This is a genomic window from Gillisia xinjiangensis (assembly GCF_046298265.1).
In the GTDB taxonomy this organism is placed as follows: Bacteria; Bacteroidota; Bacteroidia; order Flavobacteriales; family Flavobacteriaceae; genus Gillisia; species Gillisia xinjiangensis.
In genome coordinates, this window is the sequence record NZ_JBKAHK010000001.1 from 133611 (window position 1) to 154365 (window position 20755).

Annotated in this window: 16 protein-coding genes; 5 read left to right on the forward strand and 11 right to left on the reverse strand. The window is 37.8% G+C overall.

What is annotated here, in order from left to right; translation table 11 throughout:
- Positions 1 to 68 precede the first annotated feature (68 nt).
- Positions 69 to 1343: a replication-associated recombination protein A gene (locus ACKGJN_RS00620; protein ID WP_409537479.1), complete on the forward strand. Its 1275-nt coding sequence runs from the start codon at positions 69 to 71 to the stop codon at positions 1341 to 1343.
- 37 nt (positions 1344 to 1380) lie between these two features.
- Here ACKGJN_RS00620 and ACKGJN_RS00625 read toward each other — a convergent pair whose 3' ends face one another.
- The 8 genes from ACKGJN_RS00625 to ACKGJN_RS00660 form a co-directional block, all read right to left on the reverse strand.
- Entirely contained in the window at positions 1381 to 2328 is a 948-nt protein-coding gene (locus tag ACKGJN_RS00625) for a hypothetical protein (RefSeq protein ID WP_409537480.1), read from the reverse strand.
- A complete protein-coding gene (locus ACKGJN_RS00630; RefSeq protein ID WP_409537481.1) occupies positions 2328 to 3731 on the reverse strand; it encodes a DUF5723 family protein in 1404 nt (467 codons plus the stop codon). The genes ACKGJN_RS00625 and ACKGJN_RS00630 overlap by 1 nt, the downstream gene beginning before the upstream one ends.
- Positions 3732 to 3734: 3 nt before the next feature.
- Positions 3735 to 4286: a hypothetical protein gene (locus ACKGJN_RS00635; protein WP_409537482.1), complete on the reverse strand. Its 552-nt coding sequence runs from the start codon at positions 4284 to 4286 to the stop codon at positions 3735 to 3737.
- A 49-nt stretch (positions 4287 to 4335) separates the two neighbouring features.
- The gene (locus ACKGJN_RS00640) at positions 4336 to 5025 is read right to left on the reverse strand and encodes a YjjG family noncanonical pyrimidine nucleotidase (RefSeq protein WP_409537483.1); all 690 of its coding nucleotides are present in this window, start codon (positions 5023 to 5025) and stop codon (positions 4336 to 4338) included.
- Complete coding sequence (locus tag ACKGJN_RS00645) at positions 5015 to 6301, reverse strand: polysaccharide deacetylase family protein (RefSeq protein WP_409537484.1); 1287 nt, start codon at positions 6299 to 6301, stop codon at positions 5015 to 5017. The genes ACKGJN_RS00640 and ACKGJN_RS00645 overlap by 11 nt, the downstream gene beginning before the upstream one ends.
- 13 nt (positions 6302 to 6314) lie before the next feature.
- Positions 6315 to 7013, reverse strand: coding sequence for a RadC family protein (radC, locus tag ACKGJN_RS00650; RefSeq protein ID WP_409537485.1), 699 nt, complete (start codon positions 7011 to 7013; stop codon positions 6315 to 6317).
- A 92-nt stretch (positions 7014 to 7105) separates the two neighbouring features.
- Positions 7106 to 8461, reverse strand: coding sequence for a UDP-N-acetylmuramate--L-alanine ligase (locus ACKGJN_RS00655; protein WP_409537486.1), 1356 nt, complete (start codon positions 8459 to 8461; stop codon positions 7106 to 7108).
- Between the two features lie 283 nt (positions 8462 to 8744).
- On the reverse strand, positions 8745 to 9626 hold the full coding sequence (locus ACKGJN_RS00660) for a tetratricopeptide repeat protein (RefSeq protein ID WP_409537487.1): 882 nt from the start codon (positions 9624 to 9626) through the stop codon (positions 8745 to 8747).
- Positions 9627 to 9835: 209 nt separating this feature from the next.
- Here ACKGJN_RS00660 and ACKGJN_RS00665 point away from each other — a divergent pair, with 209 nt between their 5' ends.
- From ACKGJN_RS00665 to ACKGJN_RS00675, 3 genes are read left to right on the forward strand one after another with little or no spacing between them, the layout of a single operon-like run.
- Positions 9836 to 13738 carry a gliding motility-associated C-terminal domain-containing protein gene (locus tag ACKGJN_RS00665; protein WP_409537488.1) on the forward strand — a complete coding sequence of 1301 codons (3903 nt, stop codon included), beginning with the start codon at positions 9836 to 9838 and terminating at the stop codon, positions 13736 to 13738.
- 24 nt (positions 13739 to 13762) lie between these two features.
- A complete protein-coding gene (locus tag ACKGJN_RS00670; protein WP_409537489.1) occupies positions 13763 to 14704 on the forward strand; it encodes a PorP/SprF family type IX secretion system membrane protein in 942 nt (313 codons plus the stop codon).
- Positions 14705 to 14718: 14 nt separating this feature from the next.
- Entirely contained in the window at positions 14719 to 16335 is a 1617-nt protein-coding gene (locus ACKGJN_RS00675) for an OmpA family protein (RefSeq protein WP_409537490.1), read from the forward strand.
- A 279-nt stretch (positions 16336 to 16614) separates the two neighbouring features.
- On the opposite strand, the gene ACKGJN_RS00680 is transcribed toward ACKGJN_RS00675, so the two are convergent.
- The 3 genes from ACKGJN_RS00680 to ACKGJN_RS00690 form a co-directional block, all read right to left on the reverse strand.
- Entirely contained in the window at positions 16615 to 17136 is a 522-nt protein-coding gene (locus tag ACKGJN_RS00680) for a DUF4136 domain-containing protein (protein ID WP_409537491.1), read from the reverse strand.
- Positions 17137 to 17264: 128 nt separating this feature from the next.
- Positions 17265 to 18272, reverse strand: a complete 1008-nt coding sequence (gene obgE / locus ACKGJN_RS00685) for a GTPase ObgE (RefSeq protein ID WP_409537492.1) — start codon at positions 18270 to 18272, stop codon at positions 17265 to 17267.
- 60 nt (positions 18273 to 18332) lie between these two features.
- A complete protein-coding gene (locus tag ACKGJN_RS00690) occupies positions 18333 to 19448 on the reverse strand; it encodes an adenylate kinase (RefSeq protein ID WP_409537493.1) in 1116 nt (371 codons plus the stop codon).
- Between the two features lie 132 nt (positions 19449 to 19580).
- On the opposite strand from ACKGJN_RS00690, the gene ACKGJN_RS00695 reads away from it, so the two are divergent.
- Positions 19581 to 20741, forward strand: coding sequence for a 5-(carboxyamino)imidazole ribonucleotide synthase (locus ACKGJN_RS00695; protein WP_409537494.1), 1161 nt, complete (start codon positions 19581 to 19583; stop codon positions 20739 to 20741).
- Positions 20742 to 20755: the final 14 nt, after the last annotated feature.

The window sequence follows — 20755 nt, forward strand, 5'->3', positions numbered from 1 at the left end:
AATTGGCAACCTCCCTGATAGAATGCAGAAATCATATTTGTTGTATAGGGAATTGCTACCTTTGCAAAATGAATGAACCACTTGCAGAACGGCTAAGACCTAAAAAATTAAGCGACTATTTAAGTCAGCAACATCTTATAGGTGAACAGGGTGCTTTAACCAAACAAATCAAACAGGGAGCCATTCCTTCTCTTATTTTGTGGGGACCTCCAGGCGTTGGGAAAACCACTTTAGCCAATATTATCGCTATGGAAAGCGGCCGGCCATTTTACACTTTATCAGCGGTAAGCAGCGGAGTGAAAGACGTGCGTGAAGTGATTGAAAAAGCGAAAAAAAACGATGGCCTCTTCACTACAAAAAATCCTATTTTATTTATAGATGAGATCCATCGTTTCAGCAAATCGCAACAGGATTCTTTATTGGGTGCTGTTGAAAAAGGTTGGGTTACCCTAATTGGGGCTACTACAGAAAACCCCAGTTTTGAAGTGATCTCTGCCTTGCTTTCCAGGTGTCAGGTTTATGTTTTAAAACCCTTTGGAAAGGAAGAATTAATCGCTTTGATAAAACGTGCGATGGAATTCGATCCCATCATAAAACAAAAGCAGGTTAAATTAACCGAAACAGAAGCTTTACTGCGGTTTAGCGGAGGTGATGCCCGCAAACTCCTTAATATTTTCGAATTGCTTGTAACCTCTGCTGAAGGGCCTGTCGAGATTACCGATGCAATGGTTAAAACCCAGGTTCAGCAAAACACCGTTTTATACGATAAGACAGGCGAGCAACATTATGATATCGTTTCGGCTTTTATTAAATCTATTCGTGGAAGTGACCCCAATGCAGCGGTCTATTGGTTGGCAAGAATGATTGAAGGAGGGGAAGATGTAAAATTTATTGCACGCCGCCTGCTAATACTAGCAAGTGAAGATATTGGAAACGCGAATCCAACTGCCCTGATTATGGCCAATAATACGTTCCAGGCGGTAACAACAATTGGATTTCCCGAATCGAGGATCATTTTGAGCCAGTGTGTGATCTATCTGGCCACTTCCCCAAAGAGCAATGCCTCTTATATGGCAATTAATGAGGCCATGAGTTTGGTGAAAAAGACCGGAAATCTTTCGGTTCCACTTTCTCTGCGAAATGCTCCAACCAAATTGATGAAAGATATGGGATATGGTGACAATTATCAATATGCCCATAACTATGATAACAATTTTACTCAAGCTGAATTTCTTCCGGAGGAGGTGAAAAACACTGCTTTCTATAAACCCGGGAACAATCAGCGGGAGAATGCTCAAAGGGAATTTTTAAAGATTAGATGGAAGAATAAATATAATTATTAACTTAAAAAGGACGGAATTTTAAAGTCAATGGATTGAATTAATCCTGCTTTTGAAACAACCTGATTTCGACAGAATTGGTTTCTTTATTCAGAATTTCAACAACCAGGTTTCCTTTCTCATCAAAATTAGCGATCCCCTGAGCGGTGATCGAAGAATAAATGAAGCTGTCATTACTATTGGAAGCGATTAAAGAGGCGAATGGCTCAGACATTCCTTTCTGAAATAAATTATATCCATTTCCAGATTTCCTTAAAGAATAGGTTCCCGGGCCCATCCTGAAAGTCATTTCTTCAGATGTGCCCAAATCCTTTTCTTCTGATTTGTTTTCAACAGAAATTTCAATTCCTTTTGGTTCCACTGGAATTGCACTTACCTCAACAATACTATCTTCTTCCTTTTTAGTTATATTGGGAATCGCACTTACTTCAACAATACTAGCTTCTTCCTTTTCAATTACTGCAGGAATTGTACTTACTTCAACAATGCTGTCTTGTTCCGGTTCAGTTAAGGAGGGAACCGCACTTACTATAACTGTTTTTTCTTCAATTGTTTCTGAAAGCTTATAGTTATAATTCAAAGCTGCAATGGATACGAAGGCATCCCGAAGCGCTTCCTGATAGGCAAATTTATAATCCTTTTCCCTACTTCTCCCTTCTTCAGAATTAAAGACCTTTTTATTCTGGCAATCCTTCAAAACAACCACCAATTTGGTAACAAAAATACTCGATTCGTTTTCCACATCGGCAAAAAGAGCCTTACAGCGGTTGGTTTTAAGATCTTCGGGGAGTTCTTCATTTTCCATATAGGCTTGAAAACCGTATTTATCGAAGAGAAATTTGGTTAAAGAATTTAACTGAAACATATCCGGTGCCTTCGTGAAATTATATTCCTCTGGAACGATAACATATTTATAAGAATTAAGATCCTGGGCAACCGAAACAAAGGAAATCAAAAAACCGAAGATCAAGAAAAGTGCCTTTTTCATTATTTATTTATTATAAATTGAAATCCCAATTGAACGGACTGATATTGCGATTTTGCAAGGTTAAAATAACCAAATAAATTATCTGCAGCAAGATAGAAATTAAATTTCTTTATTCGGGTGGAAATCAATAATCCAACATTGGTATAGGAAAAATCATCCAGTGTGTAAGCCACCTTAATTCTTAATTTAGGAATTACCATCGTATCATAATAGGTGGACAATGCATATTTTAAGGCTCCCGGCCTTTTAATTCCAAAAAGATGAATTCCTACTTTATTCTGGTAGATTATTTTTGTCCTTATGCGATAATCACAGGGAGGAAAATTTTTTCCAAATCTAAATTGCAAAGAAGCGTTTAATTTAAATGGGCGCCAGGTAACATAGGATTCATTCAGGGTTTCATCAACCAGGTTTGCATCAACCTCATCTTCAAATTCGTCCCAGTACGGCAAGGCTGTTCCATCGGGTCCTATTTCCGGAAAGAGAGGCTCGATTCCATCCGTTTGATAGGTTCCTTTATATGTGTAATTTTCAACTTCATCTCTTTGAAACATCAACCCCAAATCCTGAATTGAACCTGTAATTATTAGATTATCCTGAATTTTATAGGTTGCTCCCAGATCTAATCCCGCACCTATATTTCCCCCAAAGAAGGATTTACTCAACAAATCTCTTGATGCTTCCTGAACGGTTTGATTTGCATCCCTTAGCGTTGTAAAACCAGAAGTATTAACCCGAACATCGATATTCTCTGCAAAATGACGGTAATAATTAGGGCCATCGGGGGTGTTTCGGGTTAAGAATGTACCGGTATTATTTACACTTTCTACATTAAAAATTCCAGAGTACATTTTTAATCTTGCGCCTACTGTGAGTTGGTTGTTTATTATTCGGTTTAAACCCAAATGATAAACCGTTAGAACTTCCCCGGTAAAAGAGACGTGAGAAAAATCGAATGGAACATTGATATAATTGGCATTTCCCTGGCTCACCAGGACCGCAGGATCCTTAGGGAAATAAGCAAATAAATCCATTTCCTGATAAATTCCGGCTGAGAAATAATCATATTTATTTAAACGCCACCCAAGGGATAAAACCTCAAGTTGTTCCTGAGCTGTGAAATAGTCCTTACTGCTAAGCCGGTTAATGGCATTTGTAACCCTTTGGTTTACATTAGGATTAGAATCATCAAAAATATCGTGCAAGTTAATTCCGGAAGATCCCGCAGCAATATTTATATGGGAAATTAAAGGAATCCCAAAATGCCCGTCAAAATTAATCTGAGCCCCGGGGTTGCTCATCAAGGTTTGCGGCAGGCTATTTACATTATAAAGGAGTTGCTTATTTTGGCCCTGGCACAGTAGCATAATAAAAAATGTACTTAGGGTTAAAAATAATCTCATGTTTTAAAATTGAAATGAGAATAAACCTTTAGATTGAAATGTCAATTCTCCTGTAAAAGGTTCGGAATTAGGTAAAACTTCAATTTCCACCACCATTTTAATACTTCTGCGTATCACCGCTATTTGATCTTGTGCAATAAATTCTATTTTTTCTGTAGTAACCGGATTTGCGATTGTGCCCGGAGCTATGTAAAAGTCAACCCGGTGTTGAACATTATTGTTTTCAGAAAGAAAAAATATACCGCTATTAAAAGCCTGCGGAAAGGAATTGATGTATTTAAAACTGAACTCTACTTCGCTAAGATCTTCTTGAATATAATCATCATCCAAAAATTCAAGACGAACGGTATCACGAATTATAGTTTTCTGGGCACCGGTTGCAGGATCCCTGAAATCCACTTCATCAACATCGAAAATGAGAAGATCAACCTGTAAATCTGGTTTAAGGGTAATACGTTCTGCCTGATCAAGATCTACATCTTTAACACAGGAGGTTAGCCCTGCGATTAAAAACAGAAATAAACAAAGTTTAAGGTTAGGTTTAGAAAAAGACATTTAGGGCAAAATTTCTGTTAACTTTAACGAATATAGGGATTCTTTATTGCTATAAATAGACCCGAAGTTCTTTTAACTTTTGAATTGTAATCGATTCTGAAACTTCCTTTTTTTGATAATAATCGAAGAAAACAGTCTCTAATCCGGCATTTTTGGCACCAACTATATCAGCGGCATAATTGTCGCCTATCATAATACTATTGTTGGGCAAGGCTTTAGATTTACGAAGTGCTCTGTCAAAAATATGAGGATGGGGTTTTTTCACTCCAGCTTCCTCGGAAGTGGTTATAGTTGAGAAATAATCAAAAATATTTGAATTCACCATTTTTGTTGTTTGAACTTCCTGAAATCCATTTGTGATGATATGAAGTTGGTACCTCGGTTGCAAATATTCCAAAATATCCTGTGTGTCTTCCAGCAAATGTATAAAGGTTGGTAAAAACTCTATATATTTATCTGAAAGTACATCAAGGGTTTTTGAGGGAATTTTAAATTTTAAAAGCTTGAAACTATCCTTTAATCTTCCTGTCCTTAATGACTCCTTGGATATTTGATTGTTTCGGTACAATTCCCAATAATTACTGTTAATTGGCACATAAGCTCCCAAAAAATCCTGCAATTCAATATTTATTTTTTCCTCCTTAAAAATAGCTTCAAAGGTGAGAGCAGAATTTTTATCGAAATCCCATAGCGTGTGATCCAGGTCAAAATAGACGTGTTGAATATTTTTAAATTTCATGAACTTGCTTTAACAATGAGTAATAAAAGGCATTATTGTAATATTCTGAAAAATCGCGGTTTTTAAAAATAGAAACAAAAGGTGCCTGTACCAGTTTTAATTCCCTCATAATACCAGTTATGGTGTGCTGGATCTCTTCCGAAGTTCGTGTGTGACAAACCTGGGAATGAAAAACATAAGGATGTATTTTTAAGGGAGTTGTGACCTCCATATTGATATCATAAAATAAATAAGGAGTGCTGGTTCCGGCTCTAAAACCAATGGTTTCCGGATATCCCATAGAATAATCATTAGCGATCTCCAATTCATTTAAATAGCTGTAATGTTCCGGTAACATTAAATTATATCTGCTGTTTAGGACATTTTGCAGAGGCCCATGGATTATATTTTCAAATCGCTTTTTTTCAAGCTTAAGCGCCTTAATTTCCTTAACAGCAAAAAAGCCCAGACGTAAACCAACATCGGAATAATCTGCCACATATTTAATTATAGCTTTATAATTAAGCCGATTGTGATTGATATTCCTGTCATAAATATTAAAATCGCTTAATTGAAACATGAAAACCATTTTTACTTTATGCTCCTTTACAATTTTTATGAGATCATCAAAAACATTGTAAGGATCTTTTTTTAGTCTAAGCAAAACCTTTATCCTGTCCCGTACCTTTGAGATTTTTAATCGCCCCAGATCGATTGCTGTTCCGGCAAGGCTTCTAAGGAATCCTTTGTTTTTGAAATTGAATACATGGCTCACAGAAATAATGGTTACCGATTCATAATTCCGTTTTTTAAAATCGATATCTGCAAAGCGAAATGCCAATATTTTTTTAAATTTATAAGCCCAAACATCTATAACCGGACTGTGAAGAAAACCTTCCTTGTAAGCTAAACTTTCAGACGAAGGAAAACGGCCCAAATCATCCTTTACGTGCGGCAGGTATTCCTCATACCGTGATAAAAGATAGAACGAGGCCGCAAAAATATCAAAGGGGACATCGCTGTTTTCTGAAACCGCAAAAAAGCATTTGCTTTCTTCCCAGGGCTGCACCTTAATTTCTATATCCCCTAAACCTTGTTCAAGCAAAAGATCAACATTTTGAATAAAAAGTTCATTCCCCAGTCGTTTTTTTCCGTAGGAAAATTTTAAATCCGGGTGGGCAATAAATTCTTCAATTTTAGTTGTAAATTTGATCTCAATTCCAAGAACCTGGGTACATATATGTTTAAAAACATAGATTATTCTTGGCGTGACCTTACTGGTATAAATTAAAAGCATGTTTTATTTTGCATTACAACAAGCCTTCATCGGCAAAGCTAAAATAGGATTTTTCAGTAACAATAAGATGATCCAGGACTTTAATATCCAGACTTTCGGCGGCGGTTTTCAATTTGGTGGTGAGTTGCTTATCTGCCTCACTGGGATTTAAATTTCCCGATGGATGGTTATGCGCCAGAATTAGTGAAATAGCACCAAGTTCCAAAGCTCTTCTCAAAGTAATTCTAACATCCACCAAGGTGCCGGTAATCCCACCTTTGCTAATTTGAAACTGTTCTATTATTTTGTTGGCATTATTCAAATAAAGAATCCAGAATTCCTCGTGGGCCAATTCCCCTATTATGGGTTGCAGCAGTTCATAAACAGAATTGCTGGAGGTTATCTTCACCTGCTCCAGGGCTTCTTCCGTCCTTCTTCTTCTGCCAAGCTCCATGGCAGCGATTATACTAATGGCCTTAGCCTCCCCTATTCCTTTGAAATTCATAAGTTGTTGTACCGAAAGCTTTCCGAGCATACTGAGATTATTCCTATGCAAAGAAAGTATCCTTTGGCTTAATTCTACCGCACTCTCTTTTCTATTTCCTGAACCGATTAAAATAGCGATAAGCTCGGCATCGGTTAAAGCTAATTTGCCTTTTTGGAGTAGTTTTTCACGAGGCCTGTCCCCGGAAGCCCAGTTTTTAATGCTAAGAGGTACACGTTCATGCGACATTAGGTTCACTTTTTATTAAAGATAAAAAAATGAACCCAATATTTCAGTTTAAAAATTCAAAACCTGAAAATCACAACTTACGGGCTTCAATATCAGGAAATCCAATCCTTTATCTGCTCGAACTTCAGTCCTCCATAATTCCCTGAACTCATCAACAAGACAACTTTTTCTGAATAATCCAATGTTTTGAGGTAATTCTGAAATTCCTCTGCATTGGTATACACAAGAAGATCCTGCTTCCCAAAAGCCTCCAGGATCTGTTCTTTTGAAAGCATCTCCAGTTTTTTTATTTTCAAAGCTTCCGGAGAATAAAAAACAATAGCGGTATCTGCAGGGTCAAGACTATTTTTATATTCCTTTAAAAACTCCGGATTTAAACTGCTGTACGTATGCAATTCAAGGCAAGCTACAAGCTCTTTATTTGGGTATTGGTCTCTAACAGCTTTTACAGTTGCAGTTACCTTCGAGGGACTATGAGCAAAATCCTTAAAAACAACCGCATCTCTTGTTTCATGAATTTTCTCTAAACGTTTAGAAGCGCCTTTAAAAGTGGCAATCGCCTCATAAAAGTCATCTTCATCCACACCCATATGCTGGCAAATCCATTTGGCACCGGAAAGATTGTTAAGGTTATGAGCTCCAAATATTTCAATAGGAAGATCACCCTCTGGAGTATCCAGCATGGTTATTCCATCCTCAATCCTATAATTTGGAGTTTGATACGCATGTTTTCTTATTTGATTAGTGGTTTCATCTACAATTTTGGTCAATGCCGCATCTTCTACGTTGTAAACAATTATTCCGCCGCTGATTATGGAATCTACGAAAATCTGGAATTGCTCCTCGTAAATTTCATAGGTAGGGAACACATTGATATGATCCCAGGCAATTCCGCTTAAAAGAGCAATATTTGGTTTATAAAGATGAAATTTTGGTCTTTTATCCATTGCTGAAGATAAATATTCATCACCTTCCAGTAAGATAAAATCATTCTTTTCTGTAAGATGTACCATCGTATCGAATCCTTCCAGTTGAGCACCAACCATAAAATCCACTTCCCGCTCGTGATAATGTAATACATGAAGTATCATAGAGGTAATTGTAGTTTTTCCATGGGAACCACCAATAACTACCCTGGTTTTATTTTTGGATTGTTCAAAGAGAAATTCGGGATAGGAGAAAATCTTAAGGCCCAGTTCTTTGGCTTTTAAAAGCTCCGGATTATCTGCTTTTGCGTGCATCCCAAGAATAACGGCATCAAGATTAGCAGAGATTTTTTCTGGAAACCAACCAAAAGTTTCAGGAAGTAATCCGGATTTTTCTAACCTGGATTTTGAAGGTTCAAAAATAGCATCATCACTTCCGGTAATTCTATAGCCTTTTTGATGCAGCGCCAGGGCAAGATTATGCATAGCACTTCCCCCTATAGCGATAAAATGAAGATTCATAAAATTTGAATTTCTGCAAATATACTTATTCTCACAGGAAAAATTGCGTCGGAAATCCGGATAGAAACAGGTCCTTTCGAGCCACGGAAGGCTGGCGAATTATACGAAAATTTAGAAAAATTTGGAAAGATTCATTTCCGACTTCGAAAAGGGCTTTAATAGTTAACATGAATTAGCTGAAAACAAGCTTCTTTGGCATCTCATGGGAAGATAGCTTCACAAATTCAATTACAGGCCCCGAATCCGACGAATGGGCATCAGGAATTTAAAACAATCAGGGGAATTAAAGCTGCTGAATTCTTTTTTTCTCAAGTTCCGCTTCTTTAAAATTACCCCTAAGCGTTAGAGCCTTATCTATGGATTTAATAGCTTCAGATTTGTTCATTAATGCAGCTTGTAATTTAGCTTTATTGTAATATGCCCATTCCAGTGGATAAATGTCATTATAACCAAAATTGGCGATATATTCATTTAATAGTTTTAAGCCGTATTGTGGATAGACTTCAAAATCTGATGCTGCTTTCCCCAGTTCGTAATTCAAATTGTTACGCTTCTTATTGCTCGCCAATTGTTGGTGGGCTTCAAGAGCCTTTTTGAAAAATACTTCTGCTTCATCCAGGCCTTTATCCTCCTTTATGATAAAAGCCTGCGCCAGAAAATAATCAACTTTGTTCAAGTCTTCCAGATCATTGGCAAATCCCTGAGCCTTATCTAAACTACCTCCCAGAATCCCGGGTAATTTGACATATAATTCTACAAGAACTCTCCTGGATTCCACATGCTTAGGATTTAATTCGACTGCTTTCTCTAGATATTTTTTTATATCAGAAATATAAATCACCGACTGAAGTTTGGAAATACTTAGTGCTTTCATACCAAGAGCCGCGCCATATTTGAAACTATAATCGGCATTATCAGGATGCGTTTGAATCAGGTTTTTATACAAAGCCATGGAGGCATCCCAATTTTTCTCAAAACCTGCTATATCTCCAAGATATGCCAAAGCGACTGCATCGTTTGGATTTTCAGAAACCCTTTCATGGAGCAGTTTTTTAGCGGTTACAAGTCTGCCCTGATCCATTGCGGACTCAATCTCGGACATAGATGACTGGGAATAACTTCCCAAACCCAGGAATAACATCAACAACAAGAATATTTTTTTCATAACGCGAAGATATATGTAATTACGCATCACTTTACTATACATTTAACCCTCAACATCTTGATATTAACAAAACCTTAACTATTTATACTTTGATTGTTAAAATAGTGCTTAAAAACACCAGTATTGTTGAAAATTATTGCAATATTTGTGTGGCCTATTGAGCCACCTTAAAACTTAACTTTACACATGTCAAATTTAACACCTAGCCTATGCAAAATTTTACTTTAGGAAAGAAAGGCATATCTATGCTCTTCTTTGCCTTCTTTTTATTAATTGGAAGTTCGCCCACATTCGGGCAAACCTGCCCCACAGTAAGTAACACAAATCCTGATGATTTTTGTTACTTAGACGATATTGCAGATCTTACCTTAAAGTCTGGCGCAGTAGCCAGTACCGATGGCCTTAGATGGTATCGAACTGCAAATTCAACAAATCCAATTCCCAATGATGAATTTTTGGGTACTGGCACCTATTATGCCGGAAATAGTTCCGGATCCTGCGTAAATAGAATAGCCGTCACTGTAACAGTAACAAATATTGGAGCTCCAGTTGCAGAATTTGGCAACTTTTTCCAGCCTTGTGAATATGATGCAGATGACACCAGCACAGTGCAGGATCTTATAGATAACGTTACTGCTACGAATACAAGCTATACAATAGAAGTTTTTGATGAAGAATATGGAACTACTGCCCTTGATCCAGCCACTCCATTAATTAGCGACGATAACATGAGCTATTTCATAGGGCAACGTGATCCAAATGCTTCACCAAATTGTCCCTCCAGCAGAATTGCTGTAAGTTATGATCCTGTTTTAGCAGAAGCTCCAACCGGTGATGCAGTACAAACCTTTTGTGCGGGTGCAACAGTGGCAGATCTGGAGGCTTCTTTTACCAGTCCAAATGGCACAGCCATCAGATGGTATAGCACCGAAGTTTCTCAACCTAGATTAAGTGCTACAACTCCATTGATTAATGGGGAATTTTATTACGCCAGCCAAATTGTAAACAGGCAAAATTCTTCATTACCTCCATGTGAAAGTACAGAAAGATTTGAGGTAAGAGTTGTTTTAGAAGTAGTTCAAACCAATGAAAACACACAATCCTTCTGTGTAGATTCAGAAGACGCTTCCACAACCCCTACAGTTGAGGATTTAATTTCACCTTTTGGAAATCCCTTTTTTGCGGATGAGGAATTCACTCAACTTTTAAGCCCTTCTACTTCTTTGGTTGATGGGGAAGATTACTTCACCGCCTCAGGAGATGAAAATGATTGCCAGATAGAAAAAGTGATCGTGCAATTTGTTGAAATTCCAAATGCTGGTGCCGATGTTAATGAAACCGTTTGCAGCACAGAATTAGATAATCCAAACGCACTAATTGCAGAGTTCACGGCCTTACTTGCGGGCAGAGACCTTGGCGGTGAATTTACCAATAAGGATTTGCAACAATTGGCAGCGCAATATACACAAAGCCCGTTTGGAATTTTTACTACAACTTATACCGTAACCAATGGAAATTGTGAAGATTTTGCAATACTTACAGTTACAGTACAGGAAGCCACACCTGCAGATGCTGGTACTATAGACGATTTTCAACTTTGCCAAAGTGAAGAATCTACCAATTTATATACATTTCTCGGCTTAGATCCCAATGATAGAGGAATTTTCACCGATGAAAATGACGACGTTATTGCTGATGGTAATTTTACACCTTCAGCTGTAGATGATTTCCCAATTACTTATACAGTAAGTGCAGACAACGAGGGAACTTCATGTGTTGTAGGATCTGATTCTGAAGACTTTACAATTACCGTTGTTGCCCAAGAAGTTGCCAATGCAGGAGGAAATCAAACTGAAGAATTTTGTGAAGACGAAGATGAAGATATCGACCCGAGTACTTTTCTTGGACCAGATGCAATTCAAGGTGGAACATTTGTTCTTAATGGAGAAGAGATCACTACTTTTAATCCGGCGACCAGAGGTCCTGGAGAATATGAAATAACCTACACCGTAACAGGAGATTGTATTACAGGAACCGATGCGGCAACTATTACGGTAACTGTTATTGCGCAGCAAGAAGCAGAAGGTGGTGAAAATAGAAATGATCTTGTCTTCTGCTCCAATGAGGCAGATATTGAACTTTCTCAATTCCTTGTAAATGCAATGGCCGGTGGAATATTCTCAGGACAAGGAGTTACAGATAATATGTTTAACCCTTCTACAACCGGAGCCGGAGATTTCACGATCATCTATACCGTAACAGATGATGCTGACTGTGTAATAGCAGGATCTTCGGACACCGCAACTTTTGAAATTACGGTACTTGAACCAACTGAAGCTAATGCCGGTAGAAATACCACCCGCAATTTCTGCGTTTCTCAGGATGAGAACATTTCTTTGTTAAGCCTAATCGATCCAACGGCTAATATGTTTGGCACTTTCAAGCTCAATGGCGAGGGTGAGGAAATAACTTCATTTAATCCTTCAGAGCAAGGCACAGGCTTTTTCCAGGTGATTTACACCATAGAGGGGGCAGATAATTGTGCAATAGGAACAGATACCGCCGAAATCAACATAAATGTGAGCCCGGTACTACCTGCAAATGCCGGTGGAGATCAAACTCCTGAGGTATGTGTAAATGAAAATCAAACCATCGCTTTAACCAGCCTTTTGGGTGAAAATGCCAATGTATTTGGAACCTTCGTATTGGATGGAGAAGAAGTTTCTTCCTTTAATCCTTCAGAATTAGGAGTAGGAGAATATGAGTTTACCTATACGGTAACTGAAGATGATTGTGCGACAGGCACAGACCAAGCATTGATAACCCTTACCGTTAAAGCATTAGAAAATGCAAACGCAGGTGAAGATAGAAATGATCTTGTATTCTGCGTTAATGACGATGATGTAAATCTTTCGGAATTGCTAATAAATGCAATGGCCGGTGGAACATTTTCCGGAACAGGAGTTACAAATGGTATGTTTAGCCCTTCTTCAACCGGGGATGGAGATTTCACAATTACCTATACCGTAACAGATGAAGCTAACTGTGTAATAGAAGGATCTTCAGACACCGCAATTTTTGAAATTACGGTGCTTGAACCTACAGAAGCTAGTGCCGGAGATAACCAAACCCCGGATGCTTACTGTGTAACTGACGATCAGGATAAAGAACTTGTTTCACTTTTAGGAGATGGAGCCAATCCGTTTGGAACATTCACCATCGACGGAGAAGAAATTACTAGCTTTAATCCAGCGGAATTAGGAGCAGGTGAATTCGTATTTACTTATTCTATAGATGAAAATGATTGCGCAATTGGAACAGATAGCGCAACAATTACCGTCAAGGTTACTGCAACTCCAGATACTCCAGTAGCAGATGCAAATCAATCTTTCTGTTTAATTAACAATCCTACCGTAGCAGATATAGTTGCAACTGGGGAAAATGTGAAGATTTATTTAGATGAAGCGCTTAATGATGAAGCGACTGGAACCAATCCTTTGGCAGACACGGAGGTTTATTATGCAGCTGCAACCAACAACGGATGTAAATCTGATGGGGTAAAGATTACAATAAGTTTGACCAATGGAACTGTTCCTACCCTTCAAACGGACGGAAATGAATTCTGTAGAAGTGATAATCCTACTGTTCAGGATCTAATTAACAACCTAAGCGGAAGTGGAATCAAGATTTATCAGGCTTCAACCGGAGGAACTGCTTTGGCAACCTCAACATCGCTTGTAGATGGAACCACTTATTTTGCTTCAGGTACTGATGCTGCCGGATGTGAAAGTTCAGAAAGGCGTCCGCTACAGGTTGAAGTAGCATTCTGTGGAATACCAGAAGCCTTCTCTCCAAATGGGGATAATATAAATGACCGATTTGTAATTCCGGATATCGCAACTGATTTCCCTAACTACACTATTGAGATTTTTAACCGATGGGGTAACGTGGTATTTAAAGGAAATTCAAGCACAGGAGACTGGGATGGAGTTTCAAACCAATCCGGAACTTTAGGTGACAATGTTTTAGCTGCAGGAGTTTATTTTTACATCCTGAATTACAATGATGGACAAACTGCTCCTATTCAGGGTAAAGTATACTTAAGTAGATAACGAAAGGATAAACACTAAAAAGAAATGAAAAACACAATAATAAAATATTTAATCTTTACAGGCATTATCCTTTTTTCTCTAAAAGGTATGTCACAACAAGATCCGCTGTTCACTCAATATATGTATAATATGAGTGTGGTTAACCCAGCTTACGCAACCGATAATCCCGGAATGCTTAATCTTGGTGGAATTTATAGATCTCAATGGGTAGGAATTGACGGTGCACCAAGCACCGCCAGTTTCTTCGCTCATACTCCGGTAAGCGAGCGCATTGAATTGGGTCTATCGATAGTTCACGATGAAATTGGGGATATTATTAAAGAAAATAATATTACTGCCGATTTCGCCTACGTACTACCTTTAGACGACAATAACAACAAACTTTCCTTCGGTGTGAAGGGGGGACTTACAACTTTTGATGGTGATTTGTCCCGTTTGGAAACAAACCAGCCAAATGATCCTGCAATGCAGAATTTAAGTGAAGTTTTTCCTGTTTTTGGGGTTGGAGCCTATTTATTTGGAGAAAAGTACTATTTAGGCCTTTCTGCTCCAAATCTCTTTACTTCTAAACACCTTGAAAATGCTCAGGGATTGAGATCACTTGGAGAAGAAAATATTCATTATTTTCTTACCGGTGGTTATGTATTTGATCTTTCAGAAGACTTCAAACTTAAGCCTGCATTTATGGCAAGAGGAGTTGAAGGTGCACCTTTATCTGTAGACATTACCGCAAACGTTCTAATGTTCAACAAACTTGAAGCCGGTATTGGTTATAGATTTGGAGATTCGGTAACTGGACTCATTAATTTTGCTGTAACTCCGGGAGTAAGGGTTGGTTATGCATATGATTACACAACCTCAAACCTGAGTAGTTATAATGACGGGACACACGAATTCCTTTTATTATTTGATCTGGATATGTTCGGATTATCAAAAGGATATGACAAATCACCTAGATTCTTCTAAAAACCAGAGACAACATGAAAAAATTATATAGTACAATTTTAATAATCCTTATAAGCGTTTCAGGTTTTGCACAAAATTCTGAAATTAAAAAAGGTGACCGATATTTTGCTTCAAAAGCATATATGGACGCTGCCGATGCTTATGAAAAGGTGAACGACAAAGACCAGGAGGTCCTTCAAAACTTAGGAGATGCATATTTCTATACCAATCAATTGGTGAACGCAACAGATGTTTACAAGTTGTTATTTCTAAGACATGAAGCAACTGTGCAAGATGAATACAAATTCAGATTTGCGCACGCCTTGATGGGAATCGACAAGACAAAGGAAGCAGATAAGTATTTTACTGAATACTATGGTAAAGATTTCAATTTTGAAAAATTCAGAAAAGAACTTGATACAACAGTATCTCACGTATATACCACCAAACAGGTAATGAACAATGCTGCATCTGCAGATTTTGGAATTGCTTATTATGGTGATAAAGTGGTATTTGCTTCTACAAGAAATCAGGAAAGACCTATTTATCCATGGGATAAAAGGCCTACCCTTGATCTTTACACAGCTGATGTTAGCGGTGATAAAACCTTAAACGAAATTGTTCTTTTCCCTGGTGATATCAATACAGATTCTCACGAAAGTTCGACTACATTCAGCCAGGACGGAATGACCATGTATTTTGACAGAACCAATGAGAAAAGGGTAAAAGATGCAAACGATGTAAAAGTTGCCCACATCAGAATTTACCGCGCTGAGATGGTAGATGGAAATTGGACCAATATCCAAGCTTTACCTTTTACAAGTGATGAGTATTCAACAGAGCACCCAAGCTTAAGTCCGGATGGTTCGAAGTTGTATTTTTCCAGTGATATGCCAGGATCTAAAGGATCTTTTGATATCTATGTGGTTGATGTGAATTCAGATGGGACTTTTGGAACTCCTCAAAATTTAGGAGCTATAAATACAGAAAAGAGAGAACAATTCCCTTTTATAAGCGATGAAAATGTTTTATACTTTTCTTCCAACGGGCATCAGGGATTTGGTAATATGGATGTTTTCAAAACCGAAGGAAATTTTTCTGAAATCAAAAATCTTGGAACAAGTGTGAACAGCGGAAGCGATGATTTTGCATTTGTAATAAAAGAAGACAATGATGAAGGATGGTTTGCTTCTAACAGAAGAGGAACAGATAATCTTTACAACTTTACAAGAAAGGATTACACGCCTCCTGTTGTTGAGATTGACGATAGAGAAACCAACCTGGAAACAGGAAGACAACAATTAAGAGGTGTTGGAAATATATATTTCGACTTTGACAAATCCACGATCAAAAAAGAGTCTGAAGTTACTCTTGATAAAGTGGTTGATATCATGAAAAAATACCCAACTCTTGAAATTGAAATAGGATCTCACGCAGATGCAAGAGGATCTGATAAATACAATATGGCCCTTTCTGAAAGACGTGCTGCTGCCACCCTTGAATACCTTGTAGAACATGGTATTGAAAGAGAACGCTTAACCTCTAAAGGTTATGGTGAAAGTATGCCATTGAATGACTGTACTCAGCCAACCGGATGTTCTGTAGAAGAATATGCCAAGAACAGACGTAGCGAGTTCACTATTATGAATTAAAGCTTGCAACTAACTAACCAACCAGAAAATGCCCCGGGAAACCGGGGCATTTTTATTATATAATTAAAAGAGAAAAGACTAAAAAAAACTATAAATAGGACAATGTTCCGATTTGCCATTCTGAACGAGCTTTTGAGTGAGGAAGATTCTCAACGGGGAATGTGCAGGTTAATGAGTGTCACATTAAATTTTTCTCAGGTTCACGTAGGATTCTTCACTATTCAGGATGACAAAACAAAAGTATTCTAGGAAGGAAGCAAGAAAATATGCGGAATGTAATTATTTCTTAGGAGGGTACCCATTCAAAGCCTTAAGCACCATAATACTTAGCTGGGTTTCCCTGTTTTGAGGAGTAGCTTTTTTATCAAACTTACCATCTACAACAGCCTGCCAGATGAGAGAATCATTTTTTGCATCGATAAAATCCAGGGTTAATCTCAAATAAGTGTCGGGACCTCCTATAGGAAATCCACCAGAAACGCCCACACCTACATTACCTCCACCACCGCCAACTCCTACCCCTATATTATTTCGGCTCGCCGTCTCATATTCTGAAGCGTAAAAATTGATATAAATATGGGGATCTTCAGTACAGGAAAATCCTTCAGAAGCCATTTCTCTTTCCAGAATTGACAATACCCGCTGTTCATCCAGCTGACTCATTCGAGAGGCAAGATTTGGGTATATTTCATATGTATTTAGGGTATTAAATGAGGCTTTTTGATCGTAGTCAAAAACAGCAGTTGGGGTACTGCAGGAAGCAAAAATTGCTAAGACGAGAATATATTTGAAATTTTTCATGGAATGATTTTTATTAAAGTTACATAAAAATCATTCCATGAAAAATCCTGTTTAACAATAAATCTTTTACCACGGAGCTAACTCAGAAAAGAAATATTTGAAATTTCGATTAAAATGCAGTGTTAGGATTAAACAACCTCTTTATTCAGCATTTCCCAAAGTTTATCTTTTAATTCCATCAAACCTTGTTGTGCAACAGAGGAAATTAACAAATAAGGAGCTTTCAAGTCCTTATCCAAAATTGTCTTCAATTCGGTCTTCAATTCCTCATCCAGCATATCGCATTTGGAGATAGCCACAAGACGATCCTTATCCAACATTTCTGGATTATAGCGTCTTAATTCATCCAGCAGAATTTCGTATTGTTTAACAATATCGGGGGCATCTGCAGGTATTAGAAACAATAGGGTAGAGTTTCTTTCAATATGTCTTAGAAACCGGTGTCCAATTCCTTTTCCTTCAGCTGCACCTTCAATTATACCAGGAATATCTGCAACTACAAAAGTTTTAAATTCCCTGTATTCCACAATTCCCAGGTTGGGTTTTAATGTGGTAAACTCGTAATCGGCAATTTTTGGCTTTGCAGCGGTGATTACCGATAGCAATGTAGACTTTCCTGCGTTTGGAAATCCTACCAATCCAACATCTGCAAGTAATTTCAATTCCAGAGTAACATCCACTTCTTCCCCATCCATTCCCGGTTGGGCATATCGTGGGGTTTGATTGGTGGAAGATTTAAAGTGATTATTCCCAAGACCACCTTTGCCGCCTCTGGCAACTATAATTTCCTGACCATCCTCTGTGATCTCATTTAAAATTTGCTGGGTTTCGGTATCTCTAATTACTGTTCCCAATGGCACTTCGATGTATTGATCGGCACCATCTGCTCCTGTACTGGTTTGCTTCCCCCCGTGTAACCCATGTTCTGCGCGAACGTGGCGTTTAAATTTTAGATGAAACAACGTCCAGAGATTTTTATTTCCCTTTAAAATAACGTGTCCTCCACGTCCTCCATCTCCACCGTCGGGTCCTCCTTTGGCAACATATTTCTCCCTACGCAAATGCGCAGATCCCTGACCTCCTTTTCCGGAAGCCACATGTATTTTTACATAATCAACAAAATTCCCTTCAGTCATACCCGTACTTATTGTCGTTTCAAAGAAAACGAACGCTTTATTATATTATAATTTGGCAGATTACTCTGCCTGTATTGAATCTATTACTTTACTTATTCTTTGGGTTATGTCGTCTACAGAACCAACCCCATCCACGCCAAAATATTTATCCTGTTTCAAATAATATTGTTTCAGAATCGCGGTTTCTTCATAATAAACCCTAATCCTTTCTCTAATGATAGCCTCATCGGCATCATCTTTCCTTCCTGAAGTTTTACCACGTTCAAGCAATCGTTCCACCAAAATCTCATCATCAACTTCCAATGCGATCATCGCAGAAACTTCTGTATTTTTTTCAGATAGTAAATCTGATAAGGCTTCTGCCTGAGCTACGGTACGAGGAAAACCATCAAAAATAAATCCTTTTGCACCGGGATTTTTATCCACCTCTGCTCCAAGCATTTTAATAGTCACATCGTCGGGAACCAATTGCCCTTTATCCATATACGATTTGGCATTTTTACCAAGCTCGGTTTCATTCTTTATATTATACCTAAATACATCTCCTGTAGAAATGTGGATAAGTTGATATTTATCCTTTAAAACGCTTGCCTGGGTTCCTTTTCCTGCTCCAGGAGGACCAAATAACACCAAATTTGTCATGTTTGCTTTTTTAAGTTTATATATTTGAGAAAGATTTCGGCCTAAACCATCATAATCCAAACCATAACCAACAATAAAATCATTTGGGATTTCCATCCCTATATAATCAATCTTAAGGTCCTTTTTATAGGCTTCAGGTTTAAAAAACAAGGTAACAACCCGGTAACCTGCAACTCCTGAATTTTTTAAAATCCCATCAATTGCAGCCAGCGTATGTCCCGTATCTACAATATCCTCAATAACAATTACTTCTCTTCCTATTAAGGATTGATTTAGACCGATTAAGGTTTCAACATTTCCGGTGGTTGAAATACCTTCATAAGAACCAAGTTTCACAAAAGCAACCTCGCAGTTTCCTTCAAATCTTTTAATAACTTCTGAAGCAACCAGAAAAGCACCATTTAGTATTCCCAGGAAAACTGGGGTAATTCCATCATAATCCCTGTTTAATTGCGCACTTATTTTTTCTATCGCTGTAGTTATTCTCTCTTCAGAAATAAATGGCTCAAACTTTAAATCGTGTAACTGGATCAAACTGCTAATTTTTAAAGGAGCAAAGATAAGGATTCTAAACAATCCCTGCTTATAACAAATAGATTGATTTCTTCCGGATTCGCTCGTTATTCCATCTTAAAAAATTATTTTTGCATAAATTACTGAATGCTTATGATCAACTATTTTTCATCTAATTTCAAATTAGGTATTTTAGGTGGCGGCCAGCTTGGGAAAATGCTGCTTTACGAAACCCGTAAATACGATATTCAAACCTTTGTTATGGATCCCAGCGAAGAAGCGCCCTGTAAAATTTCAGCGAATCACTTCATTACCGGTGATCTAATGGATTATGATAGTGTGCTGGAATTTGGAAGAAAAGTAGACGTTCTTACCTTTGAAATAGAATCTGTAAACGTTAAAGCTTTAAAACAGCTGGAAAAAGAAGGAATTAAAGTTTATCCTTCTTCTGATACCTTGGAAAAAATTCACGATAAATCTGTTCAGAAACAGTTTTACAAAGCAAATAATATTCCCACTGCAGCTTTCGGCATTTTTAAGTCAAAAGCTGAATTTTTAGAAGCTGAAAATACAGGGGAAATTAAATTGCCCGTAGTTTGGAAAAGTGCCACCGGTGGTTATGATGGCAGAGGAGTACAAATAATAAGATCAAAAGAAGATTTAAAAGAGATCGCTGAAGGAGTCTGCATTGCCGAATCCCTAATTCCTTTTAAAAATGAACTCGCTGTAATTGTAGCCCGAAATCCTTCAGGAGAAATGAAGACATTTCCCGTGGTTGAGATGGAATTTCATCCCACCGCAAACCAGGTAGAATATGTAATCTGTCCCGCCAGGATTGATGATGCTGTAGCCAAAAAAGCACGAAAACTGGCCGAATCTGTTTCTGTGGCTTATCAACATGTAGGATTACTGGCAGTAGAAATGTTCCAGACAAAAGATGATGAGATCATAGTAAATGAAGTAGCACCCAGACCGCATAATAGTGGACATTACAGCATTGAAGCAAGCTATACCAATCAATTTGAGCAACATTTACGCGCGATATTGGATCTGCCTTTGGGAGATACAGAAAATAAAGTAAGCGCCGTAATGGTTAATCTTTCCGGGGAAGAAGGACACACAGGTCCTGCTGTTTATAAAAATATTGACGAAATACTGAAAATGCCTGGTGTCACCCCACATATTTACGGAAAAAAAATCACCAGACCTTTTCGGAAAATGGGACATGTGACCATTGTAAATAAGGATATGAAGATGGCCCATGAAATTGCCGAAAAAGTAAAAAAAACCATTAAGGTAATAAGTATAAAATAGTAGAAACCTCACAG

What these genes read in the sequence shown, in the direction of transcription:
- ACKGJN_RS00640 (WP_409537483.1), bottom strand. Translation starts at nt 5,025, where the DNA reads ATGAAATTTAAAAATATTCAACACGTCTATTTTGACCTGGATCACACG.
- ACKGJN_RS00620 (WP_409537479.1), top strand. Translation starts at nt 69, where the DNA reads ATGAATGAACCACTTGCAGAACGGCTAAGACCTAAAAAATTAAGCGAC.
- ACKGJN_RS00655 (WP_409537486.1), bottom strand. Translation starts at nt 8,461, where the DNA reads ATGAATCTTCATTTTATCGCTATAGGGGGAAGTGCTATGCATAATCTT.
- ACKGJN_RS00670 (WP_409537489.1), top strand. Translation starts at nt 13,763, where the DNA reads ATGAAAAACACAATAATAAAATATTTAATCTTTACAGGCATTATCCTT.
- ACKGJN_RS00625 (WP_409537480.1), bottom strand. Translation starts at nt 2,328, where the DNA reads ATGAAAAAGGCACTTTTCTTGATCTTCGGTTTTTTGATTTCCTTTGTT.
- ACKGJN_RS00635 (WP_409537482.1), bottom strand. Translation starts at nt 4,286, where the DNA reads ATGTCTTTTTCTAAACCTAACCTTAAACTTTGTTTATTTCTGTTTTTA.
- ACKGJN_RS00630 (WP_409537481.1), bottom strand. Translation starts at nt 3,731, where the DNA reads ATGAGATTATTTTTAACCCTAAGTACATTTTTTATTATGCTACTGTGC.
- ACKGJN_RS00695 (WP_409537494.1), top strand. Translation starts at nt 19,581, where the DNA reads ATGATCAACTATTTTTCATCTAATTTCAAATTAGGTATTTTAGGTGGC.
- ACKGJN_RS00660 (WP_409537487.1), bottom strand. Translation starts at nt 9,626, where the DNA reads ATGAAAAAAATATTCTTGTTGTTGATGTTATTCCTGGGTTTGGGAAGT.
- obgE (WP_409537492.1), bottom strand. Translation starts at nt 18,272, where the DNA reads ATGACTGAAGGGAATTTTGTTGATTATGTAAAAATACATGTGGCTTCC.
- ACKGJN_RS00675 (WP_409537490.1), top strand. Translation starts at nt 14,719, where the DNA reads ATGAAAAAATTATATAGTACAATTTTAATAATCCTTATAAGCGTTTCA.
- radC (WP_409537485.1), bottom strand. Translation starts at nt 7,013, where the DNA reads ATGTCGCATGAACGTGTACCTCTTAGCATTAAAAACTGGGCTTCCGGG.
- ACKGJN_RS00665 (WP_409537488.1), top strand. Translation starts at nt 9,836, where the DNA reads ATGCAAAATTTTACTTTAGGAAAGAAAGGCATATCTATGCTCTTCTTT.
- ACKGJN_RS00680 (WP_409537491.1), bottom strand. Translation starts at nt 17,136, where the DNA reads ATGAAAAATTTCAAATATATTCTCGTCTTAGCAATTTTTGCTTCCTGC.
- ACKGJN_RS00645 (WP_409537484.1), bottom strand. Translation starts at nt 6,301, where the DNA reads ATGCTTTTAATTTATACCAGTAAGGTCACGCCAAGAATAATCTATGTT.